The sequence below is a fragment of the Nostoc sp. FACHB-892 genome, from assembly GCF_014698795.1.
Lineage (GTDB): Bacteria > Cyanobacteriota > Cyanobacteriia > Cyanobacteriales > Nostocaceae > Nostoc.
In genome coordinates, this window is sequence record NZ_JACJTR010000060.1 from 1 (window position 1) to 16930 (window position 16930).

At 40.9% G+C, this 16930-nt stretch carries 15 protein-coding genes; 6 read left to right on the forward strand and 9 right to left on the reverse strand.

Annotated features, from left to right (window positions below):
* The first annotated feature begins 910 nt into the window (after positions 1 to 910).
* Entirely contained in the window at positions 911 to 1141 is a 231-nt protein-coding gene (locus tag H6G96_RS35855; protein ID WP_190918691.1) for an RRXRR domain-containing protein, read from the forward strand.
* 162 nt (positions 1142 to 1303) lie between these two features.
* On the opposite strand, the gene H6G96_RS42650 is transcribed toward H6G96_RS35855, so the two are convergent.
* Positions 1304 to 1426 carry a hypothetical protein gene (locus tag H6G96_RS42650; RefSeq protein ID WP_277933050.1) on the reverse strand — a complete coding sequence of 41 codons (123 nt, stop codon included), beginning with the start codon at positions 1424 to 1426 and terminating at the stop codon, positions 1304 to 1306.
* Between the two features lie 60 nt (positions 1427 to 1486).
* Between H6G96_RS42650 and H6G96_RS35860 the strand changes: the two genes are divergently transcribed.
* Positions 1487 to 2248, forward strand: coding sequence for a class II aldolase/adducin family protein (locus tag H6G96_RS35860; protein WP_190918660.1), 762 nt, complete (start codon positions 1487 to 1489; stop codon positions 2246 to 2248).
* Between the two features lie 63 nt (positions 2249 to 2311).
* Entirely contained in the window at positions 2312 to 3133 is an 822-nt protein-coding gene (locus tag H6G96_RS35865) for an NADPH-dependent oxidoreductase (RefSeq protein ID WP_190918662.1), read from the forward strand.
* A 337-nt stretch (positions 3134 to 3470) separates the two neighbouring features.
* Here H6G96_RS35865 and H6G96_RS35870 read toward each other — a convergent pair whose 3' ends face one another.
* Positions 3471 to 4016, reverse strand: coding sequence for an RNA 2'-phosphotransferase (locus H6G96_RS35870; protein ID WP_190918664.1), 546 nt, complete (start codon positions 4014 to 4016; stop codon positions 3471 to 3473).
* A gap of 115 nt (positions 4017 to 4131) precedes the next feature.
* Complete coding sequence (locus tag H6G96_RS35875; RefSeq protein ID WP_190918666.1) at positions 4132 to 5448, reverse strand: aromatic amino acid transport family protein; 1317 nt, start codon at positions 5446 to 5448, stop codon at positions 4132 to 4134.
* Positions 5449 to 5973: 525 nt separating this feature from the next.
* Between H6G96_RS35875 and H6G96_RS35880 the strand changes: the two genes are divergently transcribed.
* Positions 5974 to 8082, forward strand: a complete 2109-nt coding sequence (locus H6G96_RS35880; protein ID WP_242063555.1) for an acylase — start codon at positions 5974 to 5976, stop codon at positions 8080 to 8082.
* Positions 8083 to 8169: 87 nt separating this feature from the next.
* Here the strand turns inward: H6G96_RS35880 and H6G96_RS35885 are convergent, their stop codons facing one another.
* A complete protein-coding gene (locus tag H6G96_RS35885; RefSeq protein WP_190918670.1) occupies positions 8170 to 8961 on the reverse strand; it encodes a hypothetical protein in 792 nt (263 codons plus the stop codon).
* Between the two features lie 222 nt (positions 8962 to 9183).
* On the opposite strand from H6G96_RS35885, the gene H6G96_RS35890 reads away from it, so the two are divergent.
* A complete protein-coding gene (locus H6G96_RS35890) occupies positions 9184 to 9855 on the forward strand; it encodes a glutathione S-transferase (RefSeq protein WP_242063556.1) in 672 nt (223 codons plus the stop codon).
* A 124-nt stretch (positions 9856 to 9979) separates the two neighbouring features.
* Here H6G96_RS35890 and H6G96_RS35895 read toward each other — a convergent pair whose 3' ends face one another.
* The 5 genes from H6G96_RS35895 to H6G96_RS35915 form a co-directional block, all read right to left on the reverse strand.
* Entirely contained in the window at positions 9980 to 10384 is a 405-nt protein-coding gene (locus H6G96_RS35895) for a DUF4112 domain-containing protein (protein WP_190918672.1), read from the reverse strand.
* A gap of 244 nt (positions 10385 to 10628) precedes the next feature.
* The gene (locus H6G96_RS35900; protein WP_242063557.1) at positions 10629 to 11765 is read right to left on the reverse strand and encodes an acyltransferase; all 1137 of its coding nucleotides are present in this window, start codon (positions 11763 to 11765) and stop codon (positions 10629 to 10631) included.
* Between the two features lie 130 nt (positions 11766 to 11895).
* The gene (locus H6G96_RS35905) at positions 11896 to 13368 is read right to left on the reverse strand and encodes an IS66 family transposase (RefSeq protein WP_190918674.1); all 1473 of its coding nucleotides are present in this window, start codon (positions 13366 to 13368) and stop codon (positions 11896 to 11898) included.
* 459 nt (positions 13369 to 13827) lie between these two features.
* Complete coding sequence (locus H6G96_RS35910; RefSeq protein WP_190918676.1) at positions 13828 to 14886, reverse strand: VOC family protein; 1059 nt, start codon at positions 14884 to 14886, stop codon at positions 13828 to 13830.
* Entirely contained in the window at positions 14876 to 15496 is a 621-nt protein-coding gene (locus tag H6G96_RS35915) for an rRNA large subunit pseudouridine synthase E (RefSeq protein ID WP_190732906.1), read from the reverse strand. Before H6G96_RS35915 ends, H6G96_RS35910 begins: the two co-directional genes overlap by 11 nt.
* Before the next feature lie 299 nt (positions 15497 to 15795).
* Here H6G96_RS35915 and hisC point away from each other — a divergent pair, with 299 nt between their 5' ends.
* The gene (hisC, locus tag H6G96_RS35920; protein ID WP_190918677.1) at positions 15796 to 16875 is read left to right on the forward strand and encodes a histidinol-phosphate transaminase; all 1080 of its coding nucleotides are present in this window, start codon (positions 15796 to 15798) and stop codon (positions 16873 to 16875) included.
* The last annotated feature ends 55 nt before the right edge of the window (positions 16876 to 16930 follow it).

Here is a 16930-nt window from a genome sequence, read left to right on the forward strand (position 1 = left end):
TTTGCGCCTCTAATTCCTCAAAATTGTTGATTTTATTGAGATGATATCTAATATCATTAGCTGTCGGAACGTTCTTTAATAATTTGGCTGTATTCTCAATACTATCTCCACTACTGGCAGCATAAGTTAAAATTTCAAACAACGTTTGCTGGTCACATACCCCCTAAGTTTCAATGGAAAAATTTTCTACTAAGCACTCAATAACCTCATCAAGAGTTTCTGAATCTGTTAAAGCTAGTTCTGATGATGAAACGCTCATTTTTTTTAGTCAATATACTACACATTACTCTGATCATTTCATTTTTTTAACCCTTTCAATAAATATAAGCATTAATTATATATTAAGTAATTTATAGCACTTTGAGCTAAGTATACTTAATTAGCGATCGCTCTTTGGGAAAAACTTTTTGGTTTACTGATCTGCACTATTTAAAAACATTGCTTCCACCTGGAACTCGTGACAATCGACTTGATTTTTAAATTTGTATGTGATAATTTCTGCTTGTAGTCATTAAACGGTTAGTCGACTGACTTACCGTACATAAAGGAATTAATATCGCGGCTAAAAGACTTCCCAATAAAAAATATCCAAGTAATGCTTATGAAATTACTGCACAAAATTGGATGATTTATTCCTTAAAAATCCTTAATGAGCGGTAAAGGCAAGAGTCCTGGAGTTTACCTATAGACTCTCATTCTTATCTTTCCTTTAATCAAAGGAGTAATAAAAAAGTTGCTGAATCAGTTTTAAAAAATTCTTATTTGTATTGCCACAACGCTTAGTCAATTCCTTCAGTGTCTTATTGTATGGGGACAATCCAAAAAAACTCATACTCCTGCTCTTAAAGCTTTCTTGGCACAGCCTGCCATTCTGCCGACTCGCTATCGTAAATCTAAAATTCAAAATTACATGAGTAAAGTATTGATTCTCGATGCTAACCAACAACCGTTGTATCCAGTACGCATCAGCTGTGCTAGGCTGCTATTATCACAAGGTAAAGCTACTGTCTTCCAGCGATATCCCTTTACTATAATTCTGAAGGAGTCCCTTTCTCATCTCACACTTGAGCAACTTGGCTTCAAGATTCACCCCGGTGTTAAAACTACTAATATTATTGTCGGCAAAGATAAAAAAATTTGATATTAATCTTAGTCGCCTCCCAAACGGAGGAATTATGAATAAACAGTCTATCGCCGTGTAGATAACGGCGATGCACAGGGACACGCACAATTACAAATAACTGAAGTGTGTAGGCGTAGCCCAACCTAGCCATCGCTTCAAACAGGGGATATTTACCGCCTGTTACCCCCAGATGGTGATATCCACGCCGTCAAAACCACATCCCAGAGCGCATTTGTATCCATCCATCTTCTGGATAATGATATTGGTTGCATCTTGCGTTACTAGGTCATCCCAGAATCTCATAGCCTCAAATCCTTTCGTGGATATTCCAACGCTCCTGCAAAGAGAAAGAAGAAAAAGAATATGCCCAAGTACCCTAGACCAAAACCCCCTGTATTTGAACGAGTTGAAGACGAACGTCTGCACCGCAAGCAACGCCTAGCCGCAGCTTTTCGCCTATTCGGTAAGTTTGGTTTCAGTGAGGGAATCGCCGGCCATATTACAGCTCGTGATCCAGAGTTTACAGACCATTTCTGGGTGAATCCATTAGGAACATACTTCGGTCACATCCGAGTTTCTGACTTGCTGTTAGTTAACAGAGAAGGCGAGGTAGTTAAAGGTGATGCTGAAGTGAATCGAGCTGCTTTCGCCATCCATTCTCAGATTCATGAAGCTCGTCCTGATGTGATTGCGGCGGCTCATGCCCATTCAATTTATGGTAAAGCCTGGTCTAGTTTAGGGCGTCTCCTTGACCCTTTGACTCAAGATTCTTGTGCTTTTTACGAAGACCATGCCCTATTTGATGATTTCACAGGTGTTGTTTTAGAAACTTCTGAAAGTCAGCGACTGGCGGAAACTTTGGGGACAAACAAAGCCATAATCCTGCGTAACCACAGCATTTTAACTGTGGGACATACGGTAGATGAAGCTGCCTTTTGGTACATTAACTTAGAGCGATCGTGCCAAGCCCAATTACTGGCAGAAGCTGCGGGTAGACCTACTACTATCAAACACGAAACAGCCCGTTTAACACAAACTCAAGTGGGGTCGCATACAAGTGGGTGGTTCGGTTTCCAGCCCCTTTATGACAGAATTGTGCGCGAAGAACCTGATTTGCTGAATTAGTACTGTGTTTTTAGCACTGGGATAATAGGCAAAAAAGTATTGATAAACATAAATCAATTTACTATGACTAATTATACAGAACTGCTGCGATCGCGCTACGGTGAAATTCCCTTCAATCCCGAAATTGAATGGAATGATTCTCTAACAGCACTATTATCTCACCGTTCAATTCGGTCTTATTTATCCGATCCTCTACCACCAGGAACTCTGGAGTTGCTAATTGCAGCCGCCCAATCTGCATCTACTTCCTCTAATTTGCAAACCTGGAGTGTGGTAGCAGTTGAAGATCAAGAACGCAAGGAGGAGTTATCCAAGTTAGCGGGGAACCAAGCACATATTAAGCAGGTTCCTTTATTTTTGGTTTGGTTAGCAGATTTGGCGCGTCTAAGTTCCGTTGCTGACAGTCGTGGCATATCTCACGATGCGCTGGAATACTTGGAAATGTTTGTGATGGCAACAGTTGATGCAGCATTGGCGGCGCAAAATGCAACAGTTGCAGCCGAGTCACTCGGTTTAGGTACAGTATATATCGGTGGAATTCGCAACCACCCGCAGCAGGTAGCAGATATTTTGAATTTGCCCTCCTCTGTGTATGCTGTATTTGGGCTGTGTGTCGGCTATGCAAATCCAGAGGTAGAAGCAGCGATTAAGCCACGTTTGCCACAATCAGCTGTGCTGCACCACGAAACTTATAAATTGGCAGATCAACAAGAAGCGATCGCTCATTACAACGACATCATCAAAGAATTCTATACTGAACAAAAGATGAATATCCCTGGTGATTGGTCAGAACACTCAGCCCAACGGATTGCAACCGTAGATTCACTGAGAGGACGCGATCGCTTACGTGAAGCTCTTCATCACCTCGGTTTCAAGTTACTCTAAATAAGAAAAATCAAGATTATGGATTTGCAACTCCGTGGCAAAATTGCTTAGTGACAGCTGCTAATAAAGGTTTAGGCAGAGCTACAGCGAGGCAATTTGCCTGTGAGGGTGCAAAATTTGCCATCTGCGCCCGCAGTGAGCTAAGTAAAAGGGACTATTTATTGGGTTATAAAACGAAAAATTATGGAAGTTGCTCTGACCCATCCCAAAAAATTTGGGATGTTTCCCAGTCTTCAGTCCCCAGTCCCCAGTCCCTAGTTCCTAGTACCGGAGCGGCGTTCCTCCCGCCACGAACATAGGGTATGGTGGGGGACTCCTCGCCGCGACCAGTTAAAATTCAAATTTTTTGTAGATACTCAGGTGGCACATTATCCACTAACCAAACACCATTAGCAGAACAATAGAAAGTGTAACCAGCCTGATGCATTGCCGCAGCATATACAGCAAAAACTACTGCTTTTCCATATCTTGCACCAACAGCTTTTGCTGTTGCAATATCCTTCGACAAATGGACATGATGGCGTGACATTTTGCAAAGTCCTGTTTGCAGAATTGACTCTACAGATTTACGCGCCGTGCCGTGATAAAGCTCATCTGGGGGAACAACAGCTTCCAATTGTAAATCGACTTTTACACTATGTCCTTGGTTCGCACGAATCAGAGTACCTGTAGAATCAAAAGAAAAGCGTTGTTTATCGTTGTATTCAACTACCGTTTCTAATTCTTGACGGGTAATCGGAAACTTATTTTTAGCACAAGCGATAAGTAGTTCATCAACAGCAACCCAGCCATTGAGGGTAAGTTTAATTCCAATTGCATCCGGTGTGTGTCGCAAATATTTGCTGAGATATTTGCTGATTTTGACCAGCCGAGAATCATTCATTTGATGAAGTAGTCATTGTTTTTTGGTACATACTTCGTTTTTAAGGGGAGCGAAAAAAATTTATTATCTTACTTATGTATTATAGTATAATACATTATAACTTTTATTGATGGTTTTAGTTTGTGTAAATTGACACAATTGGTCTTACCATCATGGCTAATGCTACTCCAAGCATGACAATGAGCGTCACCTTCCCACCAGGAACGAGTGGTTGATTTATGCCATCTGAGTTGTCTTGTTCTTGACGTTGCTTCCAACTCATTAGCACCGGAATAATTCCACCTAAAACTGAGATACTAAATGTTCCAGTGTAATCTAGAGCAGTAAAAAAGATGCTGGGATTGAGCGTTCCAAGAGTCATTGGAGGTAAAATAGCCAGCGAATAGAGGGGGAGGCGACTAGAAAGTTTGCGCTGTGCAATGAGGAAAATATCTTTAAATAAATCCAGCAAGCCGTACACAAATCCAATGAATGATGTAGCGATCGCAAACTCTGAAAAAATGGATACTAGCACTCCTAACCATTCCCCCGCACCACCTGCTCGGAGAACTTGCAGTGGGTCAAAAATGATTTTACCGTTAGATGTGGCACGTAGCATATCAGGACTGATGCTTCCTAAAATTACGGTATTCCATGCCAAGAACATAATTAGAGGAATCACAGAACCAATAAAGATAGACTGACGAATTTTGTGGGCATCACCTTCGAGTTGCGTCACAACTAGAGGCACAACATTTTGGAAAAATAGCCCCACAGACATCACAGAAATGGCACTACCAAGGGCACTCCAGTTCTGAAATAACAGTTGGGTAATCTGAATGTGTCCTCCTGCCAACAATAATAGTCCCAAGAAGGAAACGATGACAATTCCGACAAAGGCGCTGTTTAATTTCTCAATAAACTTTTCTCGCCCAAGATACATAATGCCACCAAAAAAGAGCGTGAAAGCCATTGTCCCCACCCACGAAGGCAATATCTCCACACTCCAGATTTTTGCCGTTGCAGATTCTAAAATATCTCCACCTTCGGTAATGTATGCTACTAAGAGGGCATAGTGCATGAATAAATATACCCCGCCTGTAAGTCGCCCTCCCACCTTACCAAGGATTTTCTCAACAACTCCCAAAAAACCTATATTTGTACGCCCTTCTGTTCGCATCGTATTTAAGGTTACCTCTGCAACCAATAACCCTGAAACTAAAGCGTAGAGCCAAACAGCAATTAGCCCAGATGTGGATGGTACAATCCCAGATGGCAGAGTAACCGCTGGTAAGGCAAGAATCCCAGCCCCGATGGTGGTTCCCACAATTAATGCACTACTTCCCAATACACTACCCGGTTGATGATTGAGCTTTTTTCCATCGAATTCGAGATGAGAAAACAACCGAGTGACTTGCTCTGAATTTTGAAGAACAGTCTTTATGGGAACCATACCGAATAACCGTACTTAAACCAAAAAGTTCATATTAACATATGTAAATTTTATCAACGAAGGTAGTTCTTGCTGAGGATTGGAGGCAGGAGGCAGGAGGGAAAATAACTCACTTTAACTACGCTCAGTGCATCGCCAGATAGATATGAAGTGACCAAAGAGAACTTGGGTTGAAAACCAGAATAATAAACCGACTGCTTGTCACCACTCTCAATAAATAATCAGTACAGGTTAAGTAATAAAAGTAATAATTCTCAATAGATTTTGGTTTATAAGCGATTCAGTATATCTGGGCTGCGTAAGCTATGTCAATATATTTGCATTAACTATTAATAGCGATCGCTGCAAAAATAAAAATAATTGAAAGGGACACTATTGAGTAATAATGTCAGGAGGAGTTTTAAAACTCTAACCAGTAAAAACAGCGATCGCACTGTTTGAAACACATAAAATCAGATTTCTCAGGTTTCTTATTAACGTGCTAAAACCCTAATGCTTATTAGCAAAATACAGTTGTTTAGTCTTATGGGTCTAAAGCGTTTTCGCAGTGGACGCTATATCATCAGAGTTTTCTCATTCTTACTCACTCTGATGTTTGTTTTGCTTGTAGGAAGCCAGAGTTTTGGTTCCCCACCTAAATTAACTAAAACTGAAATACTTTGGGACACCTATGGTGTACCGCATATCTATGCGAAGGATAACCAAAGTGCCTTCCGATCTTTTGGTTGGGCCCAGATGCAGAGTCATGGTAACCTGCTTTTGCAGCTCTACGGTCAAGCACGGGGACGTGCTGCGGAATATTGGGGAGATGAGTACCTAGAATCAGATAAGTGGGTACAGACTGTGGGAGTACCAGAACGCTCCCATTCATGGTATTTGGCACAAAGTCGAGAGTTTCGCGGTTATCTTGATGCCTTTGCTGCTGGAATTAATGCTTATGCTCAAGAACATAAGGATCTGATTGCTGATGAAGTTGAGATCGTTTTGCCTGTTAAAGGCGAAGACGTGCTGGCTCATCAGATGCGGGTACTGAATTTCACTTTTATTGTGAATCCAGAGCAAGTTGCAGATGTGAGTCAGAAGGAGACACAAGCAGGCTCTAACGGTTGGGCGATCGCACCATCACATACTGAGAATGGTCATGCTATGCTCTTGGCCAACCCACACTTACCTTGGTCTGATTTATTTGTGTGGTATGAAGCACAGATTACTGCACCAGGAATCGATGCTTATGGAGCAACGCTGGTAGGTATTCCTGTTTTAGCGATCGCCTTCAACGATAATTTGGGTTGGACTCATACAGTAAATACTCTTGATGGATGGGATGCCTACGAACTAAAACTAGCCAACAATGGTTATCGCTTTGATGGCCAAGTCCGACCCTTTGAGACAAAAACCCTCTCTTTGAAAGTCAAACAAAAAGACGGGGCACTGCTTTCACAAAAACTTTTAATCCGCAGTTCTGTCCACGGGCCTGTCATATCGCGCAAAGACGGTAAAACTGTAGCATTGCGTGTTGTAGGTCTTGATAAACCACGTGTACTAGAGCAGTGGTGGGATATGGCACGCTCCAAAAACCTCACCCAGTTTCAAACTGTACTGGAACGGTTACAACTACCCATGTTCACGGTGATGTATGCAGACCGAGAAGGACACATCATGCACCTGTTCAACGGTCAAGTGCCAATTCGTCAAAAAGGCGATTTTGAATACTGGCAAGGTTTAATTCCCGGCGATACATCTAAAACCTTATGGACGAAAACTCATCCATATGAAGATTTGCCACGCGTAATTGACCCAAAAAGCGGCTGGTTGCAAAATGCAAATGACCCACCTTGGACAACAACCTTCCCACAGGCTCTCAATCCAGATAATTATCCATCTTATATGGCACCACGCGGGCCAATATATTTTCGAGCGCAACGTTCCCTCAGGATGCTAGCAGAGGATGACAAAATCTCTTTAGCTGAAATGATTTCTAATAAACAATCAACACGGATGGAACTAGCAGATCGCCTTTTGGATGAGTTGATTCCGGCTATACGCAATTACAAAAGCGAATTAGCTAATCGATGTGCTGATGTACTTTCAGCTTGGGATCGGCAAGCAAATGCAGACAGTCGGGGTGCAGTATTATTCGCTTCTTGGGCTGACGCGATAGACCTCGATAGTGTATTTAGCAAACCCTGGAGTGAGAATTCCCCATTTACTACACCTGATGGTTTAGCTAATCCTCAAAGTGCAGTCACAACACTCTTAACTGTTGCAGCTAAGGTGGAAAAAACTTATGGGTCTTTAGATGTAGCATGGGGAGATGTTTTCCGGCTCCAGTCTGGTGATATAGATTTGCCTGCAAATGGTGGTGATGGATATCTAGGCATTTTCCGCGTCCTCAATTTTGCCCCACTGTCAGATGGGCGCTTTAAATCTGTTGCTGGTGATTCATATGTTGCTGCAATTGAATTTTCTCAACCTGTAAAAGCGATGACACTGAACAGTTACGGTAATGCAACTCAACCAGGTTCACCTTATGTCGGCGACCAGTTGAAATTGTTATCCCGCAAGCAGTTGCGACAAGTTTGGCGCTCACGCCAAGATATCCTTGAGCATCTGGCTGAACGTAAGGCATTTTGACATATTCCTTGCCTGCCCTGCTTATCCGAACCGTATTGGGTCTAACCTCTCAGCCCTATATTCGTCTTAATTTTCAGTGCGTTTCAACTAAGAGGCTCTTGGTTTGGGGCTATTAGCTAGGAGAAATGCCCCCTTGCTCCCTGCCCCCTGCACCCCTGCCTCTTTTTCAAATACTAATGAACCGTCAGTTGATAGTACGATGTAGCGATAGTTACGTGGAGCCGAACGCCAAAATTGCCCCAATTGTTTGATATTGTACCCATTGGGCACATTAATTTCAAAATAACCGTGTTCTGGAACCCAAGCGATCCACATCCCATTGTTCGCTTGACTATAGCCCATTTTATTCCAAAACAAATCGCGGATTGATCGCTCTTGCGCCTCGCTAATGGTTACACGCACCTGTCGCCAAGACGGACGACCAGCGTTCCGCAGAGCTTCACGTTTCAAGTTATCGGGTAGCGATCGCCCAATACTGTTGTAATACCAGCTATAACGTGCCTTCTCTGTTAACATATCAAACCGTGTACAAGCGTCATACACTGCCGAGAGCAAGCGGCCATCACTGGCATAAACGCTATGCAAGTAATTGCCAAGTCGTAGCAAGTTGAGGGCTTCCTGTTTGTATGAGCCACGCAGCTGATCGAAACTTGGAGCTAGGGTGATACGAGCGCCTTGCAAACGTTCATACACTTTTGTTGTGCCCCAAGGGTAAGTTTGTTGGCGCTGTAATTCATCCCAACGTTGCTGCACTTGTGGTTGCACTTCCTCAAGCGGCTGAACAGATGCAGGACAGTTAGCTTGAGCTTTTGGTATAGCAACTAAAAAGTTAAGTGTAGAGGCGATTGGTAATATCCACAGAAGTTTTTGGTATAACATATTACTTAAAATGTAAGATTTGAACTAGAGACTTCCAAGATTAATACTTTTATCTAGAAGTCCAACTATAGATTTACTCAAAGATAGGGGAGAAGTAGGGGAAGTGCAATTGTGCAAAGCTCAATCATCAGAAAACTGCCAGCACGAAATATATCCAACATCTTTGATACCTAAGACAACCACCAGATAGATGAAGAGTGGAGAAACTGATGATAGTTTGAGATGAGCAAAAGCAGAGAACAAAAAGTAGCTATTATGATCGTTGTCCATCATCTCAACAACTCGCGATCGCAGCGCGTGTTATGGCTGCTTGAAGAATTAGGTATCGAATACGAAATTAAGTTCTACGAACGCGACCAGAAAACGATGCTGGCACCAGCATCGCTGCGCGAAGTCCATCCGCTCGGCAAGTCACCAGTGATCACTGACGCAGAAGAGACTATTGCTGAGTCGGGAGCTATCATTGAATACATAGTAAGCCGCTACAGCAATGGTCGACTAATCCCGCCATCCGATACGCCGGAGCGTCTGCGCTATACGTATTGGCTGCATTATGCTGAAGGATCTGCAATGCCACCCCTGGTAATGAACCTTGTCTTCAATCTTTTTGATACAGGAGGCAGCGTAAATGAAGGATTTATCGCACCCCAGATTAAGCTTCACTTTGACTACATAGAAGGTGAACTTTGTAAGAGTACGTGGTTTGTAGGCGAAGAATTTACTGCCGCCGATATCCAAATGAGCTTTCCTCTGGAAATAGTCACTATGCAAGCCGAACTCATCTCAAGCCGACCTAAGATTAAGCAATTTATCGAGCGCATCCATGCACGGCCTGCTTACGAACGCGCCCTTGAACGTGGGGGTAAATACGACTTCGCAAACAGCATTCAATAATTCTCATACCCCGACAATGGTGCAAAGTTCCTGTGTAGAAGCGATCGCATTTGTTCAGGTAATGAGTTAAGCTGAATTAATCAAGATAGCAAACTGCGATCGCCTACTTTCATAAACCACCAACTTAAACTCCACTGAACTTAATCTTGTCAAGTTCATCAGACACTTCTTTAAGTTCCGGTTCAACCACTGTCAAATGTTGCTCCAAAATTGCTAAATTGCGAATATTAGACTTATAAAAAGCATCAAATAAATCACCTACAAAAGGCACAGTACCAACGACTGTTTCCAAACCAACATTAAAAATCATTTTGGCTAAGTCTTGGCGTGGGATGCCAAAACGGGTTGCTAAAAATATGATGTAAGCTGAAAACCCTGTACTGATTAAATCACCAGCACCTGGAACCAAACCGATAATTGGGTCTATTCCAATACGAAAACCTGTTAAAGGGATGTGTATAGATGTATCCATCAAACGGCTGAGTTTGCGGATTCGATTAAGAGTACTAAGGCGTTTAGCAGCGTCCATAATTTCAGATATTTACACTACTTCTAACTTGCACCATTTTTAATTATTAGTCTTGTACCCTTAGAAAGAAAAATCATTACAACTGCCCAGAAAGCAGATATATGGATGCTCCAGTTTATTGCAATGCCTGCGGCGGTAAACTACGTTCTATTATTACTTATGGCTAAAATTAATTTAGAAATTTTAGAATAGCTAAAACGGGCATCTGATAGTATCGAGCTTTCCGTCCCAACTACCGATTTTTTTACTTTAAAAATAAAATAGATAGCAAGCCGTAATTTTTTTGACCAACTTTCGTTTTTGCAATTACCTGAAAAACCGCTTGTTTTTGAAGATATGTAATCGCTATTGCTCCGAATGCAACTACTAAAAAAGATACGGTAAAGTTGCTAGTTAGTTCGGGGAGATATTCTGCAATTAAGTTTTGCCAGTAATACACAAAGAAAATATGCCACAAATATATCCATAAGGAAGATGAACTGATAAAGACAATCAACCTAATCAATAAATTATCTCGTTCTAATAAATTGTGTTTTACAGACAACTTGTCAACTATAAAATATGCTAACATGGACATAAAAGCTCCATAAGAAACATAGTAGCTTTTTGCAGGATACTTAAAATTTTCATTTGAAATAAAATGTCCTAATGTATGGTAAAAATAAACAGCTTGTAACAGAAATAAGCTTAAAAATAATCCAGATATTAATAATATGGATTTGTTCTTAAGCTTGGGTATAATCATACCTAAGCCAAATAAGCATCCGTAGGGAAGAAGATAAAATAAATAATCATTGATTATTACATCGAGGAAAAGTATCCGCTTCCAAAAGCCGAAACGTTGAGTTAAAATAAGTAAAACCTCATATCCTAAATAAGTTAGTGACAGTAAAGTTAGAAATTTAACTTCAGATTTACAAAGTCTATATATATATAGTGAGAAGTTTGCAAAAAGTGCCACTAGAATAAATACACGAATTATCCATACATAACCAATACCTTTTAGTAATAAAAAGGTTTCTAATATTTTTTGGGAAGAAAATGGATAAGGTTTAGACAGAAAAGAAAATATAATATAAGTTGCAATAAAGTAAAAAATAAGGAATAACCATACCGGAGCAATCAAACGCGGCAATCTTTTTTTTACATAACTCCAAAAAGATATTTGCTTGTTGCCGGATGAATAGGCATAAAGTGCCCCTGATACAACAACCATCAAAGGAACATCGAAACGTCTAAGATGAAAAAAAACATTGTTTTCAGGGCCAACATGGGCAAAAATAATACAAAATAGACCGATAGTTTTCAAAATATCAAATCTAATATCTCGTTGATTTTTGTTTTTTTTCTCTAATATATTACTCAACAATGTATTACTCAATTTATGACTCCTTGATTAGGTATATACAAACATTTGTAAATAATCTCGACTTCGCCTTTTTCAACGGCAAAGTAGATTTTTTATTGCACATTATTATCAAAAAACGTACAATTATGGTAAGGATTCAGGTCTAATATTGAGGAAGCAAAGAAGGACGAGACAGACTATTATTAGAGTCAGCAATTAGAGCTTGTGCAAAAAAATCAATTACAGACCTACCTTGACGACGGCAGGTTTGCACCACTGTCAACAGATGGGCAGTGTGTTTAAACCTGTCCATTGAACGAGAACCACCACTAACCTTACGTTTTGTGACAGCTAAACGCAGCGATCGTTCAGCGAGATTGTTATCAGGAGGGACTTCAGGGTAGTCAAGAAAATACCACCATTGATTTGCTTTATCGCGCAAAGAACGTAAAAGCTGTCCTGCCGTCGCTCCTGCCTTGTCAATCCACTGATTGAGTGAGGAGTGCAACTTAGCTTTGAATTGATTGACCCAATCGTTATAACTACTTGAATCAAGAGTCTTAAACCATTGAGCATAACTGCTAAAAGCTTCATCAATTAAATCAACAAAAGCTTCACCGATAGCTTGGTTGTGAAGTCCTGGAAGTATGATTAGTTTTTTGAAGTGACGACGTAGATGTGCTAAACATTTCTGCTGGGCAACAACTTGATAGCCATTGTAAACACTAAAATCGTCACTGCTGAGTACCCCTGCATATTTAGCCCCTAAAATGGTTTCTAATTCGGCTCTGGAACGAGTGTCAGCCGCAGTAAACAGGCAGAAATCAGAATTGGCAACTACCCATAACCATTCTTTGACTCCTTTAACTGACCAAGGTGTTTCATCCACATAGATGTTAGGTTGTGTCTGTTTTACCCAATTACTTAACTCAATAATGCTCGGTTCAATTGCTTGAGTAATTCGTTCATTAGTTGCGACTAACGTTCCTAACCTAATTTCAATTTGTCCCACTTCCCACAACATTTCTTGCTGTTTTTCATAGGGCATGTGTGCATAATTGTTTACCCATCCTAAAAATGCTTGTAAAGAGATTCCTAAATCTTGTCCTGGAATAATGTCTTCTGTCCAATCTGCTGCTTGTAAATTACCACAGCATTCACATACACAGGTATGGCGTTGATACTCCACTACTTCAATGGGGCGCTCTACTAATTGTGCTACAGCCTGTTTTTCTACTTTCACTGCCACAGACGCAAATGCTTTTTGACCACAGTAAACACAATCCTCTGGACGCAAGATTTCATAACGATCTACTCTGCCAAATCCCTTACGGGTTTTTCCCTGATGCCCTGGTTGTCCGCCTGGTCTCTTTTTCGGCTGATTTGATTCTTCTGGAGACGGTGATTTTTTGGTTTCGCTTTTTTTCAGGATGTCCCCAGCTGGAGGTTTCGATGAATTAGAACTATCTAAATCCCTGCTGACTTTTAAACGTGCTACTTCTTGCTGTAGTTCGTAAATGATTTTCTGTAACTCACGTATTACCTTGCTCTGCTCAATAATTATCTCCACCAGTTCTTCTTTTGATAACTGGTTCAAGCTTTCTCGGTCTAAATCTTGAGGCAGGTTTTGGTTCATATTTGTGATACTCCCCCTCAAGTGTCCCCCTTGTCAATACTCTGCCACCTGAATCCTTACCAATTATGATTATATTAAAGTCATTTGCTTTATGAGATTACCACAACTTTGCGCTATATACTGATACGAGCGTAAATCGGTAATATATTAGCAGATAAAAGAGTATTTTAAATATATTTACTTATTTTTATGGCAAAAGCGAGAATATTTTCAAAATATTCAGTAGTTTGGCGGATATTCATACAGAATTAGTATCTGCTTAAACTAGCATCTCAATACTTACATTTAGTATTCCATGTGAAAATTTCACTTGGCATCCAAAATTGATTTAGTTTTTTATACCTAACAAATAAGTATTTTTAGTGAACAGTATTATTTCTATATATTAGGTAAAGCAGAGAAAGTAATGACACCAATACAATAGAACAAACTCAGGAAAGAAAACGGCGTGCAAGTCTCTCAGTCCAGTATATCTGCACTGGAGTTAGCTTCTAGCAAAGTCCAAAAGTAGCCATCTGGCGCAACGAAGGAAAAACTTGTTTCGCCAAACTCATTACTAATGATGTCTGTAACTTTTTGTACAGTACTTGCTTTGATGCGATCGCAATACTCCTGTATTCCTTTAACGCGATAGGTATATAAAGACATACCCAAGCTACCGGGTTGGGCTGCCTCAAAACGCGATTCTAAATTTATCTCTTCTGGGAACCGAATGATATAAAGTCTACCACTGCGTGCAGCCATCAGGTCAGATTTAGAAGAACGAGGATCATCAAAGGTAGTGACAATGAATTTTTCACCAGGGTTAAGGTCAAAAATATCTTTACCTGCTGGCGAAGATTCATAGCTAGTTTCGACATCATCACGCACACGTAACAAACCCAAAACTTCTTCATAAAACTTTAGCGTTTCTTTGCTGTCATCTTGAACGATGATTCCCATGTGGGTAAACTGACTAGTCTTGAGTGCAGCACTATGGTTAACTTGTCCATAGTGCGGCAGCGTATAGCCAAACCGTTGAAATAAAACCTGTCGAGCTAATGGTTGCAGTAGTAGCATTTCTCGCACGCCAACTGCTGGCTCAATAAAAGGACGGCTTTTTCTCTCTTTGTTGTAGATGACTTCCCAATAAGGGCTAGAGTGCCTAATCGGCAAACCTGCCGCTTTTGCATTCTCTATATGATTTAAGATACTTAATACATCCGTAGTTAAGCTTGTTGCCCAGCGATTTCCTTTAATTTTCATCGACGCTGTTCCCAAACCTTGATGAGTGGGGTTTTGCCAAACCATCAGCCGAATCAAACCATGATCTGAGTTTTGGTGGTAGAGGCGGATTGAGCGTAAAGATGAATTCACCCCATATAATTGATTGGCTACATCTGCGGTTAATTCACCCATTTCACCAATGCGATAGCCAAATTGCTCCCAATACTGAATTGCAGAGATTGGCTCCGAGATGCCGATACAGACTTCATAAATCCCTTCAATTGCGGTTTGTTGTTTGTTGTTATAGAGCATTCGCCTTTGGAGGAAAACTTTTTGATTTACTGAAATTATGCAGAAATTGAAGTTCAGATGTGGTAAGGTCGCGCCATTGACCCAATTGTAGGTCATCCAATTGTAGGTGGGCTATGCTGATCCTGACCAGTCGCAAAGTCGGAAACCCTACAGCCGCGGTCATACGCCGTACTTGGCGGTTTTTCCCCTCTGTTAATGTCATTTCCAACCAAGCTGTCGGTACATTTTTGCGGAATCTAATCGGTGGGGTGCGTTCTGGTAATTGTGGTTCTTGTGGTAAAAGCCTAACTTCTGCTGGCTGAGTGCGGTAATCTTGAATTTCCACACCAGTTTGCAATCTTTTTATAGCATCTGCATCTGGAATTCGCTCTACCTGTACCCAGTAAGTACGTTTATGACCAAAACGCGGATGAGCAAGACGATGTTGCAATTGTCCATCGTTCGTTAACAGCAGCAAACCTTCACTATCCCAGTCTAAGCGTCCTACAGGATAGACATTAGGTACATCAATATAATCTTTCAGGGTGCTATGTGTGGGAGCATCTTTTGTAAACTGGCTGAGAACACCATAAGGTTTGTAAAAAATAATATATCGGTAATGATTTGTCATTTGTCATTTGTCATTTGTTATTGGGCATTAATCAATAATTCTTCTTCCCTTGCCCCCTGCTCCCTCTCAATGCTTCTGGGTTAAGCTCAAAATCAGGTAGATTAACAGTTATTCCTTAACAGATAATACCTTTTCTGCGGAACACTACGCGTAGCTTGCTTGCCTTGAACCAAGGATTGACTGCATAGTGAACTCCTAACTCTGCCAATTATAGATTTTGGATTTTTGATTTAAGGAGAATCTAAAATTTAAAATCAAAAATCCAAAATTGAATCTGTTTTTTCTATATCTCATGCTCTATGACCAACTATTTTCGCTCTAATGTAGATGCAATGGCTAGTTATGTCCCAGGTGAGCAGCCTCAACGTGGTACACAGATCATTAAACTCAACAGTAACGAGAATCCCTATCCTCCTTCGCCTGCGGCACTAGCTGTGTTACAGAATATCGAGGGCGAGTGGTTGCGACGGTATCCAGAACCTTTCGGGGGGGAGTTCCGGCAAGCTGCAAGTAAAGTTTTAGGGGTTCCTAGTGATTGGATCATTGTAGGAAATGGCAGTGACGAATTGTTGAGCGTGATAATTAGAGCCTGTGCAGAACCTGGGAAGAAGGTAGTTTATCCAATGCCAACTTATGTGCTATATCGCACATTAGCAGAAATGCAAGCTGCGGAAATTATTGAGATTACTTACAGCGATGACTACAGTTTACCTTTGGAAGAACTGGTTGCTGCAAATGGTTCTGTGACATTTATTGCATCGCCTAATAGTCCATCAGGGCATATAGTACCAACAAATGATCTGCGAAAATTAGCCAGCCAGTTATCTGGAGTTTTAGTGATTGACGAGGCTTATGTCGATTTTACCGAAGAGAATTCATTGGCTTTGGTAAAGGACTACGAAAACGTCATCATAATTCGTACACTTTCTAAAGGGTACTCGTTGGCAGGGTTGCGGCTGGGATTTGGGGTGGCAAATCCCAAGCTGTTACAGGGATTGTTTAAGGTGAAAGATAGCTATAACATTGATGCGATCGCTTGTGCAATTGGCACGGCTGCTATTACCGATCAAACTTATAAAAATGCTTGTGTAGCAAAGATTAAAGCATCACGGGCTAAGTTAGCAACAGACTTAAAACAATTAGGTTTTCATATTTGGGATTCCCAAACTAACTTTTTACTGGTACAGCCAAGAGAAGGAAACGCAGAATATCTCTATCAAAAACTGAAGGAACGGGGAATTTTAATCCGCTACTTCAAGCAGCCTGGACTAGATGATAAATTACGCATTACTGTTGGTACTGATGAACAAAATCAAGCTTTAGTGGAGGCATTAATTTATTTGTTAGAGGCTGGGAGCAGGGAGAAAAACAAGGGTTGACTGAACTGTATTGAGATATAAAGTATGTTTTACTCGTGACTCCTGATAACAATAT

Excerpts from the sequence above, each read along its gene's own strand:
- H6G96_RS35885 (WP_190918670.1), bottom strand. The coding sequence starts at position 8,961 with ATGTTATACCAAAAACTTCTGTGGATATTACCAATCGCCTCTACACTT.
- H6G96_RS35895 (WP_190918672.1), bottom strand. The coding sequence starts at position 10,384 with ATGGACGCTGCTAAACGCCTTAGTACTCTTAATCGAATCCGCAAACTC.
- H6G96_RS35855 (WP_190918691.1), top strand. The coding sequence starts at position 911 with ATGAGTAAAGTATTGATTCTCGATGCTAACCAACAACCGTTGTATCCA.
- H6G96_RS35875 (WP_190918666.1), bottom strand. The coding sequence starts at position 5,448 with ATGGTTCCCATAAAGACTGTTCTTCAAAATTCAGAGCAAGTCACTCGG.
- H6G96_RS35905 (WP_190918674.1), bottom strand. The coding sequence starts at position 13,368 with ATGAACCAAAACCTGCCTCAAGATTTAGACCGAGAAAGCTTGAACCAG.
- H6G96_RS42650 (WP_277933050.1), bottom strand. The coding sequence starts at position 1,426 with ATGAGATTCTGGGATGACCTAGTAACGCAAGATGCAACCAATATCATT.
- H6G96_RS35880 (WP_242063555.1), top strand. The coding sequence starts at position 5,974 with ATGGGTCTAAAGCGTTTTCGCAGTGGACGCTATATCATCAGAGTTTTC.
- H6G96_RS35890 (WP_242063556.1), top strand. The coding sequence starts at position 9,184 with ATGAGCAAAAGCAGAGAACAAAAAGTAGCTATTATGATCGTTGTCCAT.
- H6G96_RS35910 (WP_190918676.1), bottom strand. The coding sequence starts at position 14,886 with ATGCTCTATAACAACAAACAACAAACCGCAATTGAAGGGATTTATGAA.
- H6G96_RS35860 (WP_190918660.1), top strand. The coding sequence starts at position 1,487 with ATGCCCAAGTACCCTAGACCAAAACCCCCTGTATTTGAACGAGTTGAA.
- H6G96_RS35865 (WP_190918662.1), top strand. The coding sequence starts at position 2,312 with ATGACTAATTATACAGAACTGCTGCGATCGCGCTACGGTGAAATTCCC.
- hisC (WP_190918677.1), top strand. The coding sequence starts at position 15,796 with ATGACCAACTATTTTCGCTCTAATGTAGATGCAATGGCTAGTTATGTC.
- H6G96_RS35915 (WP_190732906.1), bottom strand. The coding sequence starts at position 15,496 with ATGACAAATCATTACCGATATATTATTTTTTACAAACCTTATGGTGTT.
- H6G96_RS35870 (WP_190918664.1), bottom strand. The coding sequence starts at position 4,016 with ATGAATGATTCTCGGCTGGTCAAAATCAGCAAATATCTCAGCAAATAT.